At 64.5% G+C, this 22,453-nt stretch carries 19 protein-coding genes; 13 read left to right on the forward strand and 6 right to left on the reverse strand.

Annotation, left to right across the window (positions count from 1 at the left end; all coding sequences use genetic code 11):
* Positions 1-70 precede the first annotated feature (70 nt).
* The 5 genes from ACYG9V_RS06165 (at position 71) to ACYG9V_RS06185 (ending at position 4,831) form a co-directional block, all read left to right on the forward strand.
* Positions 71-1,375, forward strand: a complete 1,305-nt coding sequence (locus ACYG9V_RS06165; protein WP_460221925.1) for an ABC transporter substrate-binding protein — start codon at positions 71-73, stop codon at positions 1,373-1,375.
* Between the two features lie 159 nt (positions 1,376-1,534).
* On the forward strand, positions 1,535-2,416 hold the full coding sequence (locus ACYG9V_RS06170; RefSeq protein WP_023683565.1) for a branched-chain amino acid ABC transporter permease: 882 nt from the start codon (positions 1,535-1,537) through the stop codon (positions 2,414-2,416).
* Positions 2,413-3,375 carry a branched-chain amino acid ABC transporter permease gene (locus tag ACYG9V_RS06175; RefSeq protein WP_023683564.1) on the forward strand — a complete coding sequence of 321 codons (963 nt, stop codon included), beginning with the start codon at positions 2,413-2,415 and terminating at the stop codon, positions 3,373-3,375. The genes ACYG9V_RS06170 and ACYG9V_RS06175 overlap by 4 nt, the downstream gene beginning before the upstream one ends.
* Positions 3,372-4,097, forward strand: a complete 726-nt coding sequence (locus tag ACYG9V_RS06180; RefSeq protein ID WP_023683563.1) for an ABC transporter ATP-binding protein — start codon at positions 3,372-3,374, stop codon at positions 4,095-4,097. Before ACYG9V_RS06175 ends, ACYG9V_RS06180 begins: the two co-directional genes overlap by 4 nt.
* The gene (locus ACYG9V_RS06185; RefSeq protein ID WP_023683562.1) at positions 4,094-4,831 is read left to right on the forward strand and encodes an ABC transporter ATP-binding protein; all 738 of its coding nucleotides are present in this window, start codon (positions 4,094-4,096) and stop codon (positions 4,829-4,831) included. The genes ACYG9V_RS06180 and ACYG9V_RS06185 overlap by 4 nt, the downstream gene beginning before the upstream one ends.
* Here ACYG9V_RS06185 and ACYG9V_RS06190 read toward each other — a convergent pair whose 3' ends face one another.
* Positions 4,832-6,199 carry a sodium:proton antiporter gene (locus tag ACYG9V_RS06190; protein ID WP_050588706.1) on the reverse strand — a complete coding sequence of 456 codons (1,368 nt, stop codon included), beginning with the start codon at positions 6,197-6,199 and terminating at the stop codon, positions 4,832-4,834.
* 85 nt (positions 6,200-6,284) lie between these two features.
* A complete protein-coding gene (gene pncA, locus ACYG9V_RS06195; protein ID WP_023683560.1) occupies positions 6,285-6,899 on the reverse strand; it encodes a bifunctional nicotinamidase/pyrazinamidase in 615 nt (204 codons plus the stop codon).
* 281 nt (positions 6,900-7,180) lie between these two features.
* On the opposite strand from pncA, the gene ACYG9V_RS06200 reads away from it, so the two are divergent.
* From ACYG9V_RS06200 to ACYG9V_RS06225, 6 genes are read left to right on the forward strand one after another with little or no spacing between them, the layout of a single operon-like run.
* A complete protein-coding gene (locus ACYG9V_RS06200; protein WP_023683559.1) occupies positions 7,181-8,044 on the forward strand; it encodes an FAD binding domain-containing protein in 864 nt (287 codons plus the stop codon).
* Between the two features lie 11 nt (positions 8,045-8,055).
* Positions 8,056-11,019 carry a molybdopterin-dependent oxidoreductase gene (locus ACYG9V_RS06205; RefSeq protein ID WP_031197791.1) on the forward strand — a complete coding sequence of 988 codons (2,964 nt, stop codon included), beginning with the start codon at positions 8,056-8,058 and terminating at the stop codon, positions 11,017-11,019.
* A complete protein-coding gene (locus tag ACYG9V_RS06210) occupies positions 11,016-12,557 on the forward strand; it encodes a hypothetical protein (protein ID WP_023683557.1) in 1,542 nt (513 codons plus the stop codon). Before ACYG9V_RS06205 ends, ACYG9V_RS06210 begins: the two co-directional genes overlap by 4 nt.
* Positions 12,557-13,441, forward strand: coding sequence for a UPF0280 family protein (locus tag ACYG9V_RS06215; protein WP_352764805.1), 885 nt, complete (start codon positions 12,557-12,559; stop codon positions 13,439-13,441). The genes ACYG9V_RS06210 and ACYG9V_RS06215 overlap by 1 nt, the downstream gene beginning before the upstream one ends.
* A complete protein-coding gene (locus ACYG9V_RS06220; protein ID WP_023714549.1) occupies positions 13,434-14,018 on the forward strand; it encodes an amino acid synthesis family protein in 585 nt (194 codons plus the stop codon). The genes ACYG9V_RS06215 and ACYG9V_RS06220 overlap by 8 nt, the downstream gene beginning before the upstream one ends.
* Positions 14,015-14,476: a MarR family winged helix-turn-helix transcriptional regulator gene (locus ACYG9V_RS06225; protein ID WP_023714550.1), complete on the forward strand. Its 462-nt coding sequence runs from the start codon at positions 14,015-14,017 to the stop codon at positions 14,474-14,476. Before ACYG9V_RS06220 ends, ACYG9V_RS06225 begins: the two co-directional genes overlap by 4 nt.
* A gap of 1 nt (position 14,477) precedes the next feature.
* Here ACYG9V_RS06225 and ACYG9V_RS06230 read toward each other — a convergent pair whose 3' ends face one another.
* A complete protein-coding gene (locus ACYG9V_RS06230) occupies positions 14,478-15,590 on the reverse strand; it encodes an aminomethyltransferase family protein (protein WP_352764808.1) in 1,113 nt (370 codons plus the stop codon).
* 70 nt (positions 15,591-15,660) lie between these two features.
* A complete protein-coding gene (locus ACYG9V_RS06235) occupies positions 15,661-16,431 on the reverse strand; it encodes an ABC transporter substrate-binding protein (RefSeq protein WP_023700430.1) in 771 nt (256 codons plus the stop codon).
* Positions 16,432-16,679: 248 nt separating this feature from the next.
* Between ACYG9V_RS06235 and ACYG9V_RS06240 the strand changes: the two genes are divergently transcribed.
* Positions 16,680-17,570 (forward strand): SGNH/GDSL hydrolase family protein, encoded by an 891-nt coding sequence (locus ACYG9V_RS06240; protein ID WP_023689203.1) that lies wholly within the window; start codon positions 16,680-16,682, stop codon positions 17,568-17,570.
* Between the two features lie 22 nt (positions 17,571-17,592).
* Here ACYG9V_RS06240 and ACYG9V_RS06245 read toward each other — a convergent pair whose 3' ends face one another.
* Positions 17,593-19,275 (reverse strand): hydantoinase B/oxoprolinase family protein, encoded by a 1,683-nt coding sequence (locus ACYG9V_RS06245; RefSeq protein ID WP_023700429.1) that lies wholly within the window; start codon positions 19,273-19,275, stop codon positions 17,593-17,595.
* A gap of 1 nt (position 19,276) precedes the next feature.
* A complete protein-coding gene (locus tag ACYG9V_RS06250) occupies positions 19,277-21,361 on the reverse strand; it encodes a hydantoinase/oxoprolinase family protein (protein WP_352764810.1) in 2,085 nt (694 codons plus the stop codon).
* A 221-nt stretch (positions 21,362-21,582) separates the two neighbouring features.
* Between ACYG9V_RS06250 and ACYG9V_RS06255 the strand changes: the two genes are divergently transcribed.
* Positions 21,583-22,410, forward strand: a complete 828-nt coding sequence (locus ACYG9V_RS06255; protein WP_023683551.1) for a ferredoxin--NADP reductase — start codon at positions 21,583-21,585, stop codon at positions 22,408-22,410.
* The last annotated feature ends 43 nt before the right edge of the window (positions 22,411-22,453 follow it).

Genomic DNA, 22,453 nt, shown 5'->3' on the forward strand with positions numbered 1-22,453 from the left:
CTGCCCCTCCTGCAAGGGAGTGGCCTTGCCTCGTTACAGACAGTCAAAACTCAAAAACAGGGGAACTGCCGTGACTGACAAGAATGGGTTTTTCGATCTCTCCAAATCCACCCTTAGCCGCCGCACCGCGCTGAAAGGTCTCGCCGCCGGCGCCGGGCTGACGCTCGCGCCCGGCTTCGTCCGCTACAGCCAGGCGCAGAGTTCGGCGCCAATCAAGATCGGCTTCCAGTCGCACCGCACCGGCATCGGCGCCGCCTATGGCCGCTGGTATGAAAAGACCAGTGCCGCCGCGGTCAAGGCGATCAACGACGCCGGCGGCATCAATGGCCGACCTGTCGAACTGGTGATCGAGGATGACGGCACCGATCCCGGCCGTGGCGCCGAAGTGGTCGGCAAGTTCGCCACCCAGCACAAGACCGACATCGTCTTCGGCACGCTGTTCTCGCATGTCGTGATCGGCTCGGCGCCGGCCGCCGGCGAAAACAAGATCCCTTATTTCGTCGTCAGCGAAGGCCACCATGTCGCTTCGACCAAGCTCAACCGCTACGTCTTCCAGCCCGGCATCACCGATGTGAAGAGCCAGATCCAGTCGATGGCGCCATGGATCGCGGACAATGCCGGCAAGAAGGTGACGCAGATCTTCCCGGATTTCGCCTTCGGCTACGACCATCGCGACTACCTGCCGCCGGCGCTGAAGGCGCAAGGCGCCGAGGTCATCGCCCAGATCGCCATCCCGCCGACAGAGTCGTCTTTTACGAAATACTTCCCGCAGATACCGGCCGAGACCGAAGTCATCTACCACGTGATGGTCGGCCCGGCCGTGCTCACCTTCGTCAAGGAACTCGGCGAGTTCTACGGCTCCAACCGGCCGCAGCTGTTCGGCTTCATCAATTCGCTCGAAGCCACCGACATCAACAGCCCCGGCCTCGAATTCCTGGACGGCAGCCATTTCTGGGAAGGCTCGCCGCGCTATGCCCAGGCCAATGACTCGGCCGCGCAGAAAGCCTACCGCGCCGCCGTTGGCATCGACGAAAATGGCGCTGCCGTCGGCGACCCCAAGGGCGTCTCCACCGCCGCCCACATGTTCGGCTGCTGGGAGACGCTCTATGTCGTCAAGAAGGCGATGGAAGACGCCGGCTACAAGGGCCTGGAAGACCGCGCCAAGCTGGTCGAGGCGACCGAGGCGCTGACCGAATTCGCCGAAGGGCCGGAGCATCCGCAGGGGCCGAAGACCTTCAACGGCAAGATCCACCAGTGTTTTGGCATCCAGAACATCTCCAAGGTCGAAGGTGGCAAGCTGAATGTCGTCCACAAGACCAAGATCGAGGACGGGCTTTACGAGGCCGAAGGGGATTATACGACGCAGGCGCTGTGAGGCGCCTTACCCTCCCCCTTGTGGGGAGGGTCGGCACGCAAGCTTCGCACTTTTGCGAAGCTTGCGAGACGGGGTGGGGGTCGCGACGGCCCGTGCCCAACCCCCACCCGACCGCTGCGCGGTCACCCTCCCCACAAGGGGAGGGTAAGGGCGCCCTGAATGCATTTCGGACCCCATCTCCTCCTCGCCGCCCTCGAAGGCCTTGTCACCTCAGCCGTGCTGGCGCTGACGGCGCTTGGGCTGTCGCTGGTGTTCGGCGTCATGCGCGTCGTCAACGTCGCCCATGGCGAGTTCTTCATGCTGGGCGCGGTGCTGGCCTGGGCGATCTCGACGGCGATACCCGGCCATCCCACGCTCGGCTTCCTGGCGGCGCTGGTGATTGCGCCGCTGATTGTCGGCGCCATTGCGCTGGTAGCCGAGCGGCTTGTGCTGCGGCGGCTCAATTACAATCCGGAAGCCACCATCGTCGCCACGATCGGCATGCTCTACATCATCCAGCAGCTGGCGTTGAGCTTCTATGGCCCGGAAGCCCGCCCGGTGGAGCCGCCCTTCAGCTACCGCATCCTTTTGCCCTGGTTCGGCTATTCCGGCTACAAGCTGTCGATCATTGCCGCTTCGGCCCTTCTGCTCATCGCCACCTGGCTGGTGCTGACGCGCACCAAGATCGGCCTCATCATGCGCGCCACCCAATATGACAGCGAGACGGCGCAGGCCTTCGGCATTCCGGTCGCCCGCGTCTATGCCGGCGTCTTCGCGCTCGGCGCCATGCTGGCGGCCATCGCCGCCGTGCTGATCGTGCCGATCAGTCAGGCGCACTACCTGATGGGGCAGGACCCGCTGCTGTTGTCCTTCATCGTCGTCATCATCGGCGGCCTCGGCTCGCTGCGCGGCACCGTCGTTGCCGCCGTGCTGATCGGCCTGTCCGATGGCATCATCTCGGTGTTCTTCTCGCCGACTTTGGCCAAGATCATAGCCACGCTGCTGGTGGCCATGGTGCTGGTGTTCAGGCCGCAAGGCCTGTTCGGGCAGGCGCCGCGATGAGCGAAGCTTCGCCGGCAAAAGCGTATGCATTGCATATCGGCGCCATCGCGCTGCTGTTCGCCCTGAGCTTCGTCCTGCCGGATTATCATCACGGCCTGCTCGCCCGCATCATGGTGCTGGCGGTGTTCGCCATGGGCTACAACATGCTGTTCGGCTATGTCGGCCTGCTCAGCCTCGGCCACGCCATGTTCTTCGCCGCCGGGCTCTATGGCGCTGGTCTCGCCGTCATCCATCTCGGCTGGAGCGTGCCTTTGGCTTTCCTCGCCGGTATCGCCTGCGGCGCGCTGCTGGCACTTGTGATCGGCCTGCTGGCGCTGCGCACCACCGGCGTCGCCTTCATGATCGTCACCATGATGTTCGCGCAGGTGTTTTACCTCACCATCCTCTATTTCGCCGCCTGGACCGGCGGCGACCAGGGTCTGGTGGTGCCGCAGCCGGCGCGGGTTCTGGCCTTCGGCTCGACATCGCTCGACCTCACCAACCCGACCGTGCGCTACATGAGCGCGCTGGCGCTGTTCTCGGTCGTGCTGCTGATCACCCTCGCCATCGTCCGCTCCCGCTATGGCCGCGTGCTGGTCGCGGTGCGCGAGAACGAGGAGCGCACGAAAATGCTGGGCTACGACACCTTCTCCAACAAGCTGATCGCCGTCGTCGTCTCCGGCACCATCTGCGCCGCCTCGGGTGCGGCCTATGCGCTGCTGTTCGGCTATGTCGGCTCGAGCTTTGCCTCGGTGCAGTATTCCATCCTGCCGCTGCTCTGGGTGCTGCTCGGCGGCGCCGCCACGACGCTGGGCGCGCTGCTCGGCACGGTGTTCATGTACTATGTCATCGACACCGCCAGCGGCTACACCTCCGCCTATCTCCTGATCGTCGGTATTGCGCTCATCCTGCTGGTGCTGTTTTTCCCCAAAGGCATTCTGGGCACCATCCGCCAGCGCTGGCTCGGGTGGCTGCCATGATGCCGTTGCTGACCACCAAAGGCCTGGCGCGCAGTTTCGGCGGCCTGCGCGCCGTCGACGGTGTCGATTTTCAGCTGATGCCGGGCGAGATCCGCGCCGTCATCGGTCCCAATGGCGCTGGCAAAACCACCTTCGTCAGCCTGGTCAGCGGCCGCATTCAGCCATCGTCCGGCATGATCGTCTTCGACGGCGCCGACATCACCAGCCAGCCGGCCTATCTCAGGGTGCGCCGGGGCATCGCCTACACCTTCCAGATCACCAGCGTCTTCGCCAACCTCTCTGCCTACGATAATGTCGCGCTGCCGGTGCAGCGCACGCTGACCGATGCCCGCTCGAAAGGTGCGGTGCGCACCGGCGTCATGGCCGCGCTGGAACGCACCGGACTGGCCGGCCGCGCCCATATGCCGGCCGGCCAGCTTTCCTACGGCCATCAGCGCCTGCTGGAAGTGGCAATGGGCCTGGCGCTGAAGCCGCGGCTTTTGATCCTCGACGAGCCGACGCAAGGGCTGGCCGACAGCGAGATCGACAATTTCATCGAACTGGTGCGCGAGATCGCCAAGAGCGCCACCGTGCTTTTGATCGAGCACAACATGCCTGTCGTCATGCAGCTGGCCGACCGCATCACGGTCTTCAACGCCGGCAGGATCCTGGCCGAAGGCACGCCCGAACAGGTTCGCGCCAACACACAGGTGCAGGAAGCCTATCTGGGGACGGCGCCATGAGCGAAGCCCCCAAGACTGAAGCCCACGAGACTGAAGCGCTGACTATCTCCAGGCTCGACTGCTTCTATGGCGAGGTTCAGGTGCTCTATGGGCTCGACCTAGTGCTCAACAAGGGCGAGGTGCTGTGCCTGTTCGGTCGCAACGGCGCCGGCAAGACGACGACGCTGAAAGCGATCATGGGGCTGGTTCGGTCGAGCGCCGGTTCGATCCGGCTCGCCGGCAAGGAGTTGACCGGCCTGGCGGCGCATGAGGTGCCCAAGGCCGGCGTCGCCTATGTGCCCCAGGGCAGGCGGCTGTTCGCCGAGATGACGGTGGCGGAAAACATCGAGATCGGCCTGATGGCGCGCGGCAAGGGAAGAGCGACGCGCGAGAGCGTGCTCGACCTCTTCCCGCTGCTGCGCCAGCGGCTGCGGCAGCGCTCCGGCACTTTGTCCGGTGGCGAACAGCAGATGCTGGCCATGGCCCGCGCGCTTTGTCTGGAGCCGCAGGTGCTGTTGCTAGACGAGCCGACCGAAGGGCTGATGCCGTCGATGATCGCCAAGATCCGCGAGACGGTGGTGAAGCTGCGTGAGCTAGGTGTCTCCACCATTCTGGTCGAACAGCGCGTCGACGCCGTGCTGTCGGTCGCCGACCGCGTCTGCTTCATCGAAAACGGCCGCAACCGCGAGACCGTCGATGTCGAGCAATTGCGCGCCGACCCATCGGCAGTCAGGCGCTATGTCGGCGTCGGCTGATCAGCCGAAAAACAGGAACCCGGCGATCAAAAAGATCGGGATCAGCACCAGCCCTGACCATGCCATGTAGCCGAAGAAGCCCGGCATCTTCACACCGCGGTGTCGGGCGATGGCGTAGACCATGAAGTTGGGTGCATTGCCGATATAGGTGTTGGCCCCCATGAACACCGCGCCGGCCGAGATCGCGGCCAGCGTCGAGGCCGCCTCCGTCATCAGGTGCCGCGCGTCGCCGCCTGCGAGTTCGAAGAACACCAGATAGGTCGGCGCATTGTCGAGGAAGGACGACAGCCCGCCGGTCAGCCAGAAATAGGCGAGATCATTGGGCTGCCCGGTGGGTGACGTCACCAGCGCGACCAGCGGCGCCAGCGCGCCGTCATGGCCGGCGCGAAGGATGGCAATGACCGGCACGATGCAGATGAAGATGCCAGCAAACAGTTTCGCCACCTCCGCGATCGGGCCCCAGGTGAAGCCGTTGGCCTCGCGATGGCTCTTGAGTGACACGACAAGCGACAGTCCGGCGAGCCCCAGGATAATGGCGTCGCGCGCCAGGTTCTGCAGTTCGAGGCTCACGCCCAGCACTGAAAAGCTCACGCCCGGCTTCCACGCTGCCGACAGCAGGATCGCGGCAATGACGCCGGCCAGCAGCGGCAGATTGGCCAGGCCGCGAAGGCGCACCTTCGTATCCGGCGTCGGATCCTTGATCTTCGGCGCGCCGCCTTCACGGCGATGCAGCATGATGTCGATGGCCAGGAAGACAAGCAGCACCAGGCCGCCGGTAAACAGCGTCTCGCGCCAGAGGTTCGCCGACGTCCAGAAGAAGTCGACGCCGCGCAGGAAGCCGACGAACAATGGCGGGTCGCCCAAGGGCGTCAACGAGCCGCCGATGTTGGACACCAGGAAGATGAAGAAGATGACGACATGGGCGTTGAACTGCCGGTTGTCGTTGGCGCGCAGCATCGGCCGGATCAGGATCATCGAGGCGCCGGTGGTGCCGATCACCGAGGCCAGCATCGCCCCGACGAGCAGCAGCCCGGCATTGACCAGCGGCGTGCCATGGATGTTGCCGGCGACAAGGATGCCGCCCGAAATGGTGTAGAGCGCGAACAGCAGGATAATGAAGGACATGTATTCGGTGAGCAGCGTGTGCAGCACGGCTTCACCGGCTACCGGAACGCCGAATGCAACCATCAGCGGGATGACCGCCAGCGCTGCCCAGCCGGCGGCGATCTTGCCGTAATGATGCTCCCAGACATAGTGGAACAGCAGCGGTCCGGTGGCGATCGAGAGCAGCAGGCCGGCGAAAGGCAGCGCCCACCACAGCGACATGGCAGCATCGGGCAGGCCGCGGGCCTCGGCCGCGAAGGCCATTTGCGGAGACACAGCGGAAGCGAGTACACCTGCCGCGAAAGCCTTCCCCAACTGTGTGCAGCCCCCTCGATGCGTCACGATCCAGTCACTCCGAGATCGGGTCTTCGAGCTTCACCCCGGCATCGCGCATCCTCTTCAGCATCGCCTCGACCGAACCGTTTAGATCGATGCCGCGGCACGCGTCGAGCCGCACCGTCGTCTTGAAGCCTTGCTTGACCGCGTCGAGGGCCGAAAAGGCAACGCAGAAGTCGGTCGCCAGGCCAACCAGGGTCACACTGTCGATGCTGCGCTCCTTGAGGTAGCCGGCGAGCCCCGTCGGCGTCTTGTGGTCGTTCTCGAAGAAGGCGGAGTAGCTGTCGATATCAGGGCGAAATCCCTTGCGGATCACCAGCTCGGCCTTGGTCCAGGCGAGCCCCGAGTGAAAATCCGAGCCGAGGCTGCCCTGGATGCAATGGTCCGGCCACAGCGTCTGCGGCCCATAGGGCATCTCGATCGCGCTAAAGGGCTGCGCCCCCGGATGGCTGGAGGCAAAGCTCGAATGTCCGGCCGGGTGCCAGTCCTGCGTCAGCACGACATGCTCGGCATGCCGAATCAGATCGTTGACCAGCGGCACGATTTCGTCGCCGCCGGCAACCGCCAGTGCGCCGCCGGGGCAGAAGTCGTTTTGCAGGTCGATGACAACAAGCGCTTCGTCGGCCATGGCGCCTCTCCTCTTCTACGTCTCGAACGGGGGATCGAGTGAAATACGCCGCTGATGCGACCGGATGCTGAAACTTGACCGGATGGCCGCCTGCGTCAACCTCTGCAAGCGTAAGAAATGCTTGGCGGCCGGGTTCCCTTAAACTCCGGCTTTGACAATTTCCGCCAGCTTGATATCATTTGCATACGAATGAATTTGGCCTGATCAGACACTGGCGGGTTCGGGAAGTCCCCACCTTTGAAGGCCCCAATGGGAAGGCCGATTTTTTTGGAAGGCAAAGCGTGATCCGTTACGCGAAACCCACCACGCTCGACGAGGCGCTCGCTCTGCTGGGCGAGGGCGCCTGGCGCGTGCTTGCCGGCGGCACCGATTTCTATCCAGCGCAGGGCGCCAAACCGTTCCGCGACAATGTTCTCGATATTAACGGCCTGCACTCGCTGCGCGGCATTGCCGAGACCGAAACCCATTGGGTTTTGGGCGCCCGCACCACCTGGACCGACCTTGTCCGCCATCCATTGCCGGCGGCTTTCGATGCGCTGAAGCAGGCCGCGCGCGAAGTGGGCTCCCTGCAGATCCAGAATGTCGCCTCGATCGCCGGCAATCTCTGCAATGCTTCGCCTGCCGCCGATGGCGTTCCGGGACTGCTGGTGCTGGACGCCGAGGTCGAGCTGCGCTCTGCAGCCGGGACGCGTCATCTGCCGCTGCAGGAGTTCATTCTCGGCAACCGCCGCACCGCGCTGCTACCGGGCGAGCTGGTTACCGCCATCCGGGTGCCGAAGCCCAGGGCCACCGGCACGTCGGCCTTCGTCAAGCTCGGTGCGCGGCGCTACCTCGTCATCTCCATCGCCATGGTGGCGGCGCGCCTCGTTGCCGAGGATGGCATGGTCATGGAAGCCGCTGTCGCGGTCGGGTCCTGCTCGGCCGTGGCCAAGCGGCTCGCCGCTGTCGAAGCCGTGCTGGTGGGCAAGCCTGTCGGCCCGGCACTCGCCGATGCGCTCCTGTCCGCGCCGATGGCCGAGCTCTCGCCGATTGCCGACGTGCGCGGCAGCGCCGAATACCGGCTCGACGCAGCGCGCGAGCTTGTCGCCCGCGCCGTGCTGAGGGCTTGCGGACTGACGAACGACAACAGCATGGTGGCGGCATGAGCCACTCCGAGATGATTGAAGCCCTGCCCGACCTCGTGCCGGGCGTCGGCCTCGATCGCGCCGAGATCGCCTTCGCCGTCAATGGCGCCGCCGTCTCGGTCAATGTGCCGCCGCTGCGCCGTCTGTCGCAGGTTTTGCGCGACGAATTGCAGCTGACGGGCACCAAGGTTGGCTGCGATGCCGGCGATTGCGGCGCCTGCACGGTGCTGGTCGACGGCGACGCCGTCTGCGCCTGCCTGATGCCGGCGGCCTCCGCAGCCGGGACGTCCGTAACGACCGTCGAAGGCCTCGCCAATGGCCGGCTCTCGGCTCTGCAGGCGTCCTTCCTGGCACATGGCGCCGCGCAATGCGGCATCTGCACGCCGGCGCTGCTGGTCGCGGCAACGGCGCTGGTGGATGGCACGCCGAATCCGACCGAGACCGAGGTGCAGGATGCGCTGGGTGGCATCCTGTGCCGTTGCACCGGGTACAGAAAGATCATTGCGGCAGTGATGGATGCGGGACGGTTCGAGACGTCGACCGACGGCGCTGCCCCTCATCCGCCTGCCGGCACCTTCACCCCGTATAGTGACGGGGAGAAGGGAAGTGCTCCAGCGCCGACGCTCCCCTCTCCCCGTTCTTCACGGGAAGAGGGTAAGGGTGAGGGGCAGCGCCAACGTCATTCGTTGGAATTCAACTTTGAACGTAGAATGCCAACCACAGGGAATGCTGTAGGCGCCTCCCCGGTCCGGCTCGACGGCGTGCCAAAAGTCACCGGCGCTGAAAAATTCGGCGCCGATGCCTTTCCCGCCGATGCGCTGGCCGTGCTGGTGGTCCGCTCGCCGCATTATCATGCCGGCTTCGCCTTCGGCGACCTGGAGGGCTGGGTGAAGTCGCATCCCGGCATCGCCGGCGTCTTCACCGCCGCCGACATTCCGGGAAAAAACTGTTTCGGCGTCATCGGTCCGTTTGCCGACCAGCCGGCGCTGGCCGAAGGCTTTGCGCGGCTGCGCGGCGAGGCAGTGGCGCTGGTCGCCGGCGAGCGCGAGGCCATGCTCGATCTCGACCTCCAGGATTTCCCGGTCCGCTGGACCGAGCTGCCGCATTTTCTGCAGCCCGGCGACGCGCAGGCAGAAGGGGCGGCGCTCATCCACGCGAACCGCCCGGCCAATTTGTTGACCAAGGGCTTTGTCGAGCGCGGCGACCCCGAGGCGGCGCTTGGCGAGGCTGCCTTCACAGTGTCCGGTGCCATCGACACCTCCTATGTCGAGCACGCCTATATCGAGCCGGAAGCCGGCCATGCCTACATGGACGGCGACACGCTGGTCGTCGTCGCCTGCACCCAGGCCCCCTACATGGATCGCGACGAAACGGCGAAGGTGCTCGGTCTTGCCGTCGACAAGGTGCGCATCGTGCCGACCGCGACCGGCGGCGGCTTCGGCTCGAAACTGGACGTTTCACTGCAGCCGCTCATCGGCCTTGTGGCACTGAAAACCGGCCGGCCGGCGGCGCTTGCCTACACCCGCACCGAATCGATGATGTCGACCACCAAGCGCCACCCCGCCGAGATGAAGGCGACGATCGGCACTGACGCCGAGGGCCATGTCACCGGCATGATCTTTTCCGGCGATTTCAACACCGGCGCCTATGCCAGCTGGGGCCCGACCGTCGCCAACCGCGTGCCGGTGCATGCCTCCGGTCCCTATGCGACGCCGAATTACCGCGCCGAAGGCCGCGCCATCCACACCCACGGGCCGATTTCCGGCGCCTTCCGCGGCTTCGGCGTGCCGCAGGCGACGATCATGCAGGAGACGCTCTATGATGAGCTCGCCGGCAAGCTGGGCATGGACCGGCTCGATTTTCGGCTGAAGAACTGCCTTCGGAACGGATCCGAAACGGTTACCGGACAGCGACTGGAGTCGGGCGTCGGCATATTCGAGTGCCTCGACTCCTTGCGGCCGCATTGGGCTCGCGCGAAGGCCGACGCAGATACATTCAACAATGCCAATACGAGCAAAAAGCGCGGCGTCGGCATCGCGTCCTGCTGGTATGGCTGCGGCAACACCTCGCTGCCCAATCCGTCGACCATCCGGGTCGGTATCTCGCCAGAGGGGGAGGTCATCCTGCATCAGGGCGCCGTCGATATCGGCCAGGGCTCCAACACCGTCATTGCCCAGATCTGCGCCGACGCACTTGACCTGCCGCTGGAAAAATTCAAGCTGAGAAGCGCCGACACCGCGATCAGCCCGGACGCCGGCAAAACATCGGCCTCGCGCCAGACTTTTGTCACCGGCAAGGCGGCCGAAAAAGCCGGCCGCGCCTTGCGCGAAAAGATCCTGCGCTTTGCCAATGTCTCGGAGAACGCGGCCCTGCAATTGGACGGTCCGGTGATCGTCATTCGTGAGGGCGAAGCCACTCGGCGTATCGATCTCGCCGCGCTCGATGTCGATGCGGACAGTTTCGTCTTTCGCGCTGAGGAGACCTACGATCCGCCGACGCTGCCGCTCGATGCCAAGGGCCAGGGCAAGCCTTACGCCGTCTACGGCTATGGCGCGCAGATCGCCGAACTCGAGGTCGACCTCAAGCTCGGCACGGTGAAGCTCTTGAAAATCACCGCCGCGCACGATGTCGGCAAGGCTATCAACCCGCTGCTGGTCGAAGGCCAGATCGAAGGCGGCATCGCGCAAGGCATCGGCATGGCGCTGATGGAGGAATACATCCCCGGCCGCACCGAGAATTTGCACGACTATCTCATCCCGACCATCGGCGATGTGCCTGAGATCGAGCACATATTGATCGAGGTTCCCGATCCGGAGGGACCGTTCGGCGCCAAGGGCCTGGGCGAGCATGTGCTGATCCCGACCGCACCCGCCATCCTCAACGCCATACGCCACGCCACCGGCGTTCTCATCACCAAGGTTCCGGCGACGCCGACGCGCATCCGCGCCGCCATCCGCGAAAAAGATGGCATCCGCGACAAGGAGGCACGCCGATGAGCGAGCTTGCCGAACGCTTCGAAACCCACGATCCGGGCGAAAAGCTGGTGGCGGAAAAGATCCGCTGCGATGCCTGTCCGGTGATGTGCTACATCGCCGATGGCCGCACCGGCGCCTGCGACCGCTACGGCAATGTCGGTGGCCGCATCGTGCGTATGGACCCGCTGACCATCCTCGATCATGCGGCAGAGAGTGGCGCCGCGGTCGTGCCCTTCACCGCCGAGGGCGAGCAATGGGACGGCGAACTGGTCAACAACGGCCGCCGCTTCGTCACTGCGATCGGCGCCGGCACCACCTATCCCGACTACAAGCCGGCCCCCTTCATCGTCAGCCAGGAGGTCGAGGGCGTCGATCTGGTGACCGTGGTCACCGAAGGCATTTTTTCGTACTGCGGCGTCAAGGTGAAGATCGACACGGACCGTCATCTCGGCCCCGAAACGGCAATCGTGCGCGCGCAAGGCGAGGCGATCGGCCACGTCACGACAGGCGAGTATGGCTCGCAGATGCTGTCGCTGGGCGGCGTGCATCATCTGACCGGCGGCTCCAAGGCCGAAGGCCGGGCAACCTGTGACGCGATGCTCAGTCTGTGCAATCGCAAGCCGGTCGAACTGACCATCGATGGCGGCGCCACCATCACCGTCGAAGCCGGCAAACCACCTGTCATCGACGGCAAGCAGGAACACCGCATGCGGGTCGGCTGCGGCTCGGCCACCATCGGCATGTTCGCCACGCAATGGCGCGGCCTTGTCGACGAGGTGGTGGTGGTCGACGACCACATCACCGGCGTCGTCTCCGAGCATCAGGCCGGCAAGGTGCTGGGCTGGCAGGACACCGGCATCAAGATCATCGGCCGCCGTTCGACGCCGGGCCGCTATTTCAAGGTTTCCGAGCCCGGCCTCGGCTGGGGCGGCACCTCGATTTCCGACCCGCTGTCGATCCTCGGCGAATGGAACGCCAAGAAGGGCGCCCGCCCCGGCCTGTCGCTGCTGATGGTGTCGACCACCGGCGAGCAGTTCGCCTATTACGAGCTCGACGACGAGTTGAAGCCGGTGGAAAAACCGTTCCCCGAGCGGCTGCAGAAATCGGTCGGCCTGATCGAGGACAATTGCGAGCCGGCGCTCTGCACCGTGCTGTTCATCGGCGGCGCCGGCGGTTCGCTGCGCGCCGGCGTCACCGAAAACCCGGTCAATCTCACCCGCTCGGTGCAGGGCTTGAATACCTATGTTACCGTTGGCGGCGCGCCGGTCTATGTCTGGCCGGGCGGCGGCATCACGCTGATGGTCGACGTCATGCGCGTGCCGGAAGGCGCCTTCGGCTATGTGCCGACGCCGGCGCTGGTGGCGCCGATCGAATTCACGCTACGCCGCGACGACTATGTCCGGCTGGGCGGCTACGAGGCCGAGATACGCAGCGTCGAGGATATCGTTGCCAAAGGCGGCGAATATCTCAACCCGCGCCGCGGCTCAGGCGCCGAGGCCCACAATCCATGGCCGCCGCTGGCGCAGTTGCGCCGCGTCGGCTCGAACGGGGCCTCTTGATGCAAGGCCCGCAAGTCCACTGGCTGCAGGACGGCAAGCGGCTGCACCTCAACCACGGGCCGATCGACCTGATCGTCGAGGCCTTTGGTGAGGCGGCTGAGTGTCGTGCCGCCTACGATCAGGCGATCGAGCGCTTCCAGACGATCCTGATCGAGTTGGTCGAGGAGCTTCCCGAATTGCGGCTGCCGGCATTTTTCCTGGCGCCGCGCACCTTCGCCGGCCCGACGGCGCGGCGCATGGAAGCAGCCGTCATGCCGTTGGCGGAATGCTTCATCACGCCGATGGCCGCCGTCGCGGGATCGGTAGCCGACGAAATGCTCTCGGCATTGCTTGCCGGTCGCAAGCTCGACCGGGCCTATGTCAACAATGGCGGCGACAGCGCCCTCCATATCGGCAAGGGCCAGTCGATGAACCTGGCGATCGCCGGCACCGGCAACGGCATGGCCGACCGCCTCACCATTCGCTCGGCGGACGGCGTGCGCGGCGTCGCCACCAGCGGCTGGCGCGGCCGTTCGTTCTCGCTTGGCATTGCCGACGCCGTCACCGTGCTGGCCCGCACCGGCGCCGAGGCCGATGCGGCGGCGACACTCATCGCCAACGCCGTCGACCTGCCCGGCAATCCCGCCATCAAGCGCATTCCCGCGCAGGACTTGGCGCCCGACAGCGATCTCGGCGCGCGGCTGGTGACACAAGCCGTCGGCATGCTCGCGCGTGACGATGTGGAGCGGGCGCTGGACAATGGCCTTGCCGTCGCCGAAGATTTTCGCCGGCGCGGCCTGATTGCCGCATCGGCGCTGTTTCTAGGTGGGGAAGCGCGCATCAGTGGTTCCATGGCGCTTGCCGCGCCCAACAAAAATCCAGGGAAGGAAGTTGCCCATGCCTGAGTTTCCGATCCGCAAGATTGCGGTTCTGACCGAAGAGATTTTTCACGATGGCGGCCCGGTCGCAGCTGCGCCGCGCCGCCGCGCGGCGGCCGTGGCGCTGGTGAAGAACCCGTTCGCCGGCCGCTACGTCGAAGAACTGCAGAGCGCCATGGACGATCTGAAGCCGCTTGGCCTGCTGCTCACCGACAAGCTCATTGCCGCATTGGGCGGCGACATCAAGCAGATCGACGCCTACGGCAAGGGCACCATTGTCGGCTCGTCGGGGGAGCTGGAGCACGGCGCGCTGTGGCACGTTCCTGGCGGCTACGCCATGCGCGAGCGGCTCGGCGACGCCAAGGCGATCGTGCCGTCGGCAACCAAGGTCGGCGCCTTCGGCTCGCGGCTCGACGTACCGCTCGGCCACACCAACGCCGCCTATGTCCGCAGCCATTTCGACGCCATGGAGGTAGGCCTCAGCGACGGGCCTCGCCCCGACGAAATCCTGTTTTGCCTCGCCATGAGCTGCGGCCCGCGCGTGCATGACCGCATGGGCGGCCTCGCGGTTGGCGATATCAAGGCCTGGGACGGCTTGCGATGAGCGGCGGGGACAATCTTCTCAAGCTCGTCGAGGCCGAAGAGCCTGACGATCATGACTACCGCCTGCAGGAGCAGGTCGGCTTCATCCTGCGCAAGGCGCATCAGCGCCATGTCTCGATCTTTGCCGCCCAGATCAGCGACCTGACGCCGCCGCAATTTGCAGCACTCGCCAAGCTGCACGATGTCGGCGAGACCTCGCAGAACCAGCTCGGCACGCTGATCGCCATGGACGCGGCGACGGTCAAGGGCGTCATCGACCGACTGAAAGCGCGCGGCCTGGTCGACCTGACCAAGCACGAGGTCGACAAGAGGCGGCTGCTGGTCAACCTCACGCCAGAGGGACGCGAGGCGATCGAACGGCTGATCCCGTTGGCCCGCGCCATCACCCAGGAGACACTGGCGCCGCTGACGGCCAAGGAAGCGGCCACGTTTATGCGGCTGCTAGCGAAGTTAGCCTGATTTAGGCCCGCAGCCGAGCGCCTTCAGGATCGAAGAATGGCATCGGCGCCACCACCGCGCGTGTCCGCTTGCCGTCAATGTCGATGCTGAGTTCGGTGCCGATGGCGGTGAACGGCAGCCGCAGATGCGCGGTCGCCAGCACCTTGCCCAGCGAATAGCCGTGATCGCTATAGGTGACGACACCGGCATCCTCGCCCTCGGCGAAAACCCTGGCATCCGTCGCGGCCGGCTTGTCACCGTCGAGAATCAGCCCGGTCCAGCGTTCGTCGAGCCCTTTGTCGCGAATTTTGAGCAGCGCCTCGCGGCCGATGAACTCGCCCTTGTCGAACTTGATCCAGCGATCGAGCCCGACATGGAAGGGCGTACGGCTCTCGTCCATGTCGATGCCATGCGCCGGATAGGCCTTTTCCAGCCCGAGCGTGAACATGGCCAGCACGCCGTATGGCTTCAGGCCGAAATCGCTACCGGTCCGCATCAGCGCGTCCCAGAAGGAAGTGGCCTCGTCCGCCGGCACGAACAGTTCGAAGCCGAGCTCGCCGGTCACCCCGGTGCGTGAGATCAGGACTTTGGTCTCGCCGACGCGCCCTGAAGTGAACGCCCAGCGTTTCAACTCATCGAGATCGGCATCCGAAAGTGCTTTCAGCAGCTCGCGTGAACGCGGCCCCTGTATCGTCGGAAAGGCGACGGCCGCCGTGATGTCGGTGACATAGGCCTTTCGCGCTTCAGCATGATGTTGCAGCCAGGGCAGCATCTTCAGCCGGTTGACCGAGCCGGTCACCAGCATGAAATGCTCAGGCGCCAGCCGGAACACGGTGAGGTCGTCCATGATGCCGCCATCGTCGCGGCAGACGGTGGAATAGCGCACCTGGCCGGGGCTCATCGCGGCCGCATCGTTGACGATGATGTGGTTGACCAGCGCCTCGGCTTCCGCCCCCTTGATGTCCATCTTGCCCATGGTGCTGAGATCCTGCACGCCGACATTCTTGCGCGTGTTCAGGTGCTCGTCGGCAATGCCGGAGTAAGTTTTGGCCGAGACGAAATCGCCGCCGACCCGGCCCATCGTGGCGCCGAGGCCAACCATGCTGGTGTAGAAAGGGGAGCGCCGCTCAACCAAGAAACTTCTCCGTCATCTCATGAAAACGGCAGCGCCTGATGGCGCTGCCGAGGTAGGAGCGGTGAAGGGGTTAACTTCCGTAGACGTCGAACAAGAAGTATTTGTCGTTGATTTCCTTGTACTTGCCGTTGGCACGCAGGGCGTCGATGGCGGCATTGAACTTGTCGGCCAGTTCCTTGTTGCCCTTTTGCAGGGCGATGCCGACGCCGGGTCCATGAATGGCCGGATCGGCGGCCAGCGTGCCGAGCAATTTGCAGCAGGCGCCATCGGGCTTCTTCAGCCATTCGGTCAGGATGATCGAGCCGTCCATCATCGCGTCCAGCCGGCCATTGGCCATGTCGGTGCGGGCGTCGTCGCCGGTCGGATAGGCCTTGACGGTCGAGCCGGAGTATTTCTTCTCGGCGAAATTCTGGTGGATGGTGGCGCTCTGCACACCCAGCACCTTGCCCTTCAGATCGTCAGGCGACGTGCCTGCAATGGTCGAATCCTTCGGCACGGCGATGGCCGGTGGCGTCTGGTAATATTTGTGGGTGAACTCGACCTTCTCGGCCCGTTCCGGCGTGATGGTGATGTTGATGATGGCGTCGAACTTGCCGGCCTGCAGCGCCGGAATGGAACCATCGAAATCCTGTACGGAGAATTCGCACTCGGCCTTCATCTCGGCACACAGCGCCTTGCCGAGGTCGATGTCGAAGCCGCCCAGCGTGCCGTCCGAATTGGCATAGTTGAAGGGCGGATAGGCGCCCTCGGTCCCGATCCTGAGTTTCTCGGCGGAGGCAGCACCGGTCCCAAGCAGCAGGGCGGCGGAAGCGGCAAGCACGAAACGACCGAAAAGACGCATGTTCCTGATCTCCGTTGACTAAGCAATTCCAGGGAAGGTGTTGGCGGTTTCCCGTCCGGAATTGCGCGAAAACAAGGATAGAAGTCTATGGTCTTTTGCAGGCCCCACGGAAACGACATGCTCTGCGGCGATCACGGCGTGGCAAGCCGTCCTTCCCCAGGAATCTTACTGTGATCTAAATTACAGACCGATCATGGACATGGGCGCATGCTCAGCTGGAAGTAGACGGTCGTGGGAGGGACCTGGGGATGGACCAGCAGGAATTCGTGCAGGAAGCCGCGCAGCGGCGCATAGACGACGACATCGCCAAGCGCATCAGGGTTCACCAGGCCAACATCGAGCGGCTCGAAACCGCAAGGGAAAGTGCCGGCAATCTCGAGGCGGCCGTCGCCAACCGGCCGCTGGTGATGCTGGCGCAGGGCGATTCCTGGTTCGACTATCCGCTCACCGGGAACGGATTTCCGTTCGTCGACACCGATGTGATCGCGCAGCTGCGCCGCATCGGCTCGATGCCGCCGACCATCCTCAACCTTGCCCATCATGGCGATGCGGCGACCGACGAGATGTCGCTGCCCAAGCAGCAGCGCATGATCGCCGCCCTGCGCAACAAGGCCAACTGGCTGGACGGCAAGCCCGATGCCATCCTGTTCTCTGCCGGTGGCAACGACATTGCCGGCGACCAGTTCTGCATCTTCCTCGACTTCAATGACGGCCACGCCCCCGGGCTGAACAAGAACCGCTTCACCAAGGCGCTCGGCATGGTCGAGGCCTGCTATCTCGATTTGTTCGCGCTGCGCGACCGCGTCGCGCCAGGCGTGCCGATCTTTGGCCATTGCTATGATTTTCCGATCCCGAACGGAGCGCATCCGTCCTGTGTCGGCCCGTGGCTGAAACCGTCGCTCGATTTCTGCAACTGGACGGTCGCCAAGGGCACGGTCATCGTTCACGACGCGCTGGCGGCGTTCCGCGATGTGGTGAAGCGCCTGGCCGACGATCCCAACAACAATTTCCATCTGGTCGACACGCAGGGAACGTTGAAGGTGGCCGACTGGGCCAACGAACTGCATCCCGATCCCGCCGGCTTCAAGAAGATCGCGCAAAAATTCGCCGATGCGCTGAAGGCCAAGCTGCAGACCTGACGCGGCTCGGGCCTGTCGGCTGTCAGGTTCCGAACAGCTCTTTGGCTTGTTCAACGGTGTAGTAACCAAGCCTGATGTCTTCGGCGACCAGTTTCGGGTCGCGCTCACGCGGATCACCATAGCCGCCGCCCCCGGGCGTGCCGACCCTCACGCGGTCGCCGGCCTTGAGCGCGATGTCCTGTTCCTTGGACAGATGCGGCGGCACATGTGCCTCGCCGTCGCGGAACACGGTCACCGTGTTCACCGCGCCGTCCTTGCCGCCGAGCGCGCCTTGCGGGCCGAAACGGCCATGGTCCATGACGAAGGACGCGCGCGCCTCTCCTCGCAATATCTCGACCTCATAGGCGAGGCCGAAGCCGCCGCGCTGCTTGCCGGCGCCGCCCGAGCCTTCGCGCAAGGCATAGTGGCGGTAGAGAACCGGAAAGGCCTGCTCCATGATCTCGACCGGCGGCGATTTCGAAATGCCGATGGTCGAGCAGCCATTGGTCAGGCCGTCATGGCCGGAATTGCCGCCATAGCCGCCGCCGGAGATCTGATACATCACATAGTCGCGGCCGCGCGCCGGATCGTTGCCGCCCAGCGCGAAATTGCCGCTGGAGCCGGCGGGCGCGGCCGTCACCTTTTCCGGCAGCGCCTGCACCATCGCCGCGAACACCGCCTCGGCGATGCGCTGCGAGACTTCAGCCGCACAGCCGGAGACGGGACGCGGGTATTTGGCGTCGAGGAACGTGCCTTCCGGCCGCTTGACGATCAGCGGCTCGAAAGCGCCGGCGCTGATCGGCACATCAGGGAAAATATGGCGCATGGCGAGATAGACCGACGACAATGTCGTCGCCAGCACGCTGTTCATCGGCCCGGCACAGGGTTTTGACGAACCTGTGAAATCGAAGGTCAGCGTATCGCCCTTCTTCTCCACCGCGAGCGCGATGGTCAGCGGCTCGTTGACCACGCCGTCCGAGTCGACAAAGGCCTTCGAGCTGTAGGTGCCGTCGGGAATGGCGGAGATGTTGGCGCGCATCTGCTCGGCGGCGCGGCGACGCAGTTCGGCGATCGCCCCGACGACGGTTTCGTCCCCGTAACGATCGAGGATTCCATTGAGCCGGTCCTGACCGATCAACAGTGCCGCGGCTTGCGCCCTTATATCGCCGATGCGCTGGTCGGCGACGCGGATGTTGGAGCAGATGATGGCGTAGATTTCGGTGTCGAGCACGCCCTTCTTGAACAGCTTGACCGGCGGCAGCCGCAGGCCTTCCTGCTCGACGGCTGTGGCGGAGGCGGAGAAGCCGCCCGGCACCGAGCCACCGATATCGGGCCAGTGGCCGGTATTCGATAGCCAGCAAAATATCTTGCCGTCGCGGTAGACTGGCATGGCGAAGCGCACGTCCATGAGATGCGTGCCGCCGAGATAGGGATCGTTGACGATGTAGATGTCGCCCGGCTCAGGCGGCAGGCAACGGCCGTCGGCGATCATCTCGATCACCGTTTTGGTCGAATACTGCATGACGCCGACGAACACCGGCAGGCCCTGGCTGCCTTGTGCGATCAACGAACCATCGACGGCCGAGTAGATGCCGTCGGAGCGGTCATTGGCCTCGGCGATGACAGGCGAGAAGGCAGCGCGGGAGAAAGTGAGATCCATCTCGTCGCAGACCTGCTGCAAGGCTGCCTGCAGGACCGAAAGCGTGATGGCGTCGAGCTTTTGCATCTCAGGCCTCGCCGATATCGATGATGATGTTGCCGTCGGCGTCCGATCTTGCGCGGTCGCCGGGTTCGAGCACGGTGGTCGCATCCATCTGTTCGAGGATCGCCGGCCCTTCGATGACGGCATCGGGCGGCAGTTTTTCGCGTGCGTATATCGGCGTATCGTGCCAGCGTCCTGCGTACCAGACAGGCCTTGTTTCGCGCAGCGCCTCGTCTAGCGTCTTTGTACGTCCGGCCGGGTCGATCAGCCGTGACAGGTCGATTGCCGGCCGCACGCCCGTCACCGACGTGTTGAGGTTGACCAGATTGGCGCGGATCTCCGGCAACTCGACCTTGAAGCGGGCAAAATAGGCTTTTTCGAACAGCGCCTGCAACTCCTGCCTTGTCACCGATGAAGACGGCAACGGCACGTTGATGATGTGGGTCTGGCCGACAAACTGCATGTCGGCGGAGTGCGTAACGCGGATCGTTTCCGGCTTCACCGCTTCCTTGCCGATCAGTTCCTCGCCTTCCCCGCGGTGACGTTCCAGCACCTCGCGAAGCTTGGCTTCATCGAGCACGGCGACCGGCTGGTTGATCGTGTTGACGAAGTCATGGCGCAGATCGGCCACGACGCAGCCGAGCGCATTGGTGATGCCCGGACGCGCCGGCACCAGCACGCGGGGCAGGCCGAGTTCGCGCGCCAGGGCGGAGGCATGCAACGGTCCGGCGCCGCCGAAGGCGAACAGCGCAAAATCGCGCGGATCATGGCCGCGCGACACCGAGACCATGCGGATGGCGCCGGCCATCTTCATGTTGCCGAGGCGCAGCACCGCGCCCGCCGCCTCGACGCCGGAGAGGCCGGCGGCCTTGCCTATTCTGTCTTCGAAGATGCCGGTAACGCGCTCGACGGTGACCGGATTTTCGACCGCCAGCAGCTTCTTCGGCGCCAGCCGCCCGAGCACCAGATTGGCGTCGGTGATGGTCGGCTCCAGGCCGCCGCGGCCGTAGCAGATCGGGCCGGGATTGGCGCCGGCACTTTCCGGGCCGATCTGGATCAGCCCGGCGGCATCGACCCGGGCGATCGAGCCGCCGCCGGCACCGACCGTATGCACCGCCACCATCGGCACGTGGATCGGCATCGCATATTCGATCTCGATCTCGTTGGAGACCGCCGGCTCGGCGTTGCGGATCAGCGCCACGTCGGTCGAGGTGCCGCCCATGTCGTAGGTGACGAGGTTCTCGAAGCCGGCGCGCTTGCCCGTATAGGCGGCGGCGATGACGCCGGAGGCCGGGCCGGACATCACGGTCTTGGCCGATTCGCGGGTGACGAAACGGGCCGAGATCATGCCGCCATTGCCGTTCATGATCAGGAAGTCGCGGGCATAGCCCTTGGCGGCCAATTCCTTGCGCAGCCGCTCGACATAGCGCTCGAGGATCGGCTGCACCGAGGCGTTGACCGCGGCGGTCACCCCGCGCTCGAATTCGCGGGCTTCCGACAGTAGCGCATGGCCAGTCGTGATGTAGCCGTTCGGCCAAAGCTCGGCAGCGATTTCGGCGGCGCGCCGCTCATGCCCAGGGTTGGCGTAGGAATGCAGGAAATGGATGACCAGGGACTCGCAGCCGAGGTCGACCAGTGCCTTGACTGCCGCGCGCATCTCGGCCTCGTCGAGCGGCGTGCGCACCGCGCCCGACGCCTCGACGCGCTCCGACACTTCGAGCCGGAGATCGCGCGGGATGATCGGAACGAAGCTTCCGGTCATGCCGTAGGGCTGCGGCCGTGTGCGGCGGCCAAGCTCGATCACGTCGCGAAAACCGCGCGTGGTGATCATGCCGGTTTTCGCCAGCCTGCGTTCCAGCACCGCATTGGTGGTGGTGGTGGTGCCATGCACGATGAGGTCGATGCCGTCTATGGCAAAGCCTGTGGCGCCCAGCGCTGAAACCACGCCGAACGCCTGATTGTCGACCGTCGTCGGCGTCTTGGCGATATGCACCTTTCCGCCATCTTTGCCGTCGATCAAAATGAGGTCGGTGAAGGTTCCGCCGACATCGATGCCGGCAACGACGTCGCCCGCGGAATCCGGCTGCTTCACCGAAAAATTCTCTTTCATTGTCGAAACCCGAAATGCCAGGACTATGAATATGCCGCAGTTTGGAAAGCTGTTTTAGCGTGGTATCTTGACACAAATATCGTTTGTATACTAATAAATTTGGGACACAAGAGCTCACTGCTTTGGAGTGTGTGAACGGCACGCCGGGACCTGAAGGGTCTGGGCGCGCAGGAAACGGTTTGGCGCCCGCGTAGTGGCTTGGGCAAGACAGAGTTGGATTGATGAACACCACATCCGCACTCAACACCGCCGGCGCCCGTCCGCTGCAGTTCCCGATTCCGGCCAACGTCTATGCCGAAACCGTCGTCTCGGTGAAGCATTACACCGACCGCCTGTTCTCGTTCCGCATCACCCGTCCGCAGTCGCTGCGCTTCCGCTCCGGCGAGTTCGTCATGATCGGGCTGCCCAATGCCGAAAAGCCGGTGTACCGCGCCTATTCGGTGGCAAGCCCGGCCTGGGACGAAGAGCTGGAATTCTTCTCGATCAAGGTGCCGGACGGCCCGCTGACCTCCGAACTGCAGAAGATCCAGGTCGGCGACACCGTCATCATGCGCCAGAAGTCGACCGGCACGCTGGTTGTCGACGCGCTGACCCCGGCAAAGCGCCTGTTCATGATCTCGACCGGCACCGGAATTGCGCCCTTCGCCAGCCTTCTGCGCGACCCCGATACCTACGAAAAATTCGATCAGGTCATCCTGACCCACACCTGCCGCGACAATGCCGAACTGACCTATGGCCAGGAACTGGTGGCGGCGCTCGAAAACGATCCGCTGATCGGCGAACTGACCGGCGGCCGCGTCACCCTCTACAATTCGACGACCCGCGAAGAATCGGCGCGGATGGGCCGCATCACGGCGCTGATCGGCTCGGGCAAGTTCTACGCCGACCTCGGCATCGAGAAGCTCAATCCGGAGACGGATCGCATTATGATCTGCGGCTCGATGCATATGCTGAAGGACGTCAAGGAAATGGCCGAAAGCCTCGGCTTCCATGAGGGCTCGCTCAGCCATCCCTCGACCTTCGTCGTCGAGCGCGCTTTCGTCGGCTGACATCAGCCGGCGCCTCGGCGCCACGTCTTGAATTGACGTTTTG

The organism is Mesorhizobium sp. W016 (assembly GCF_054719485.1).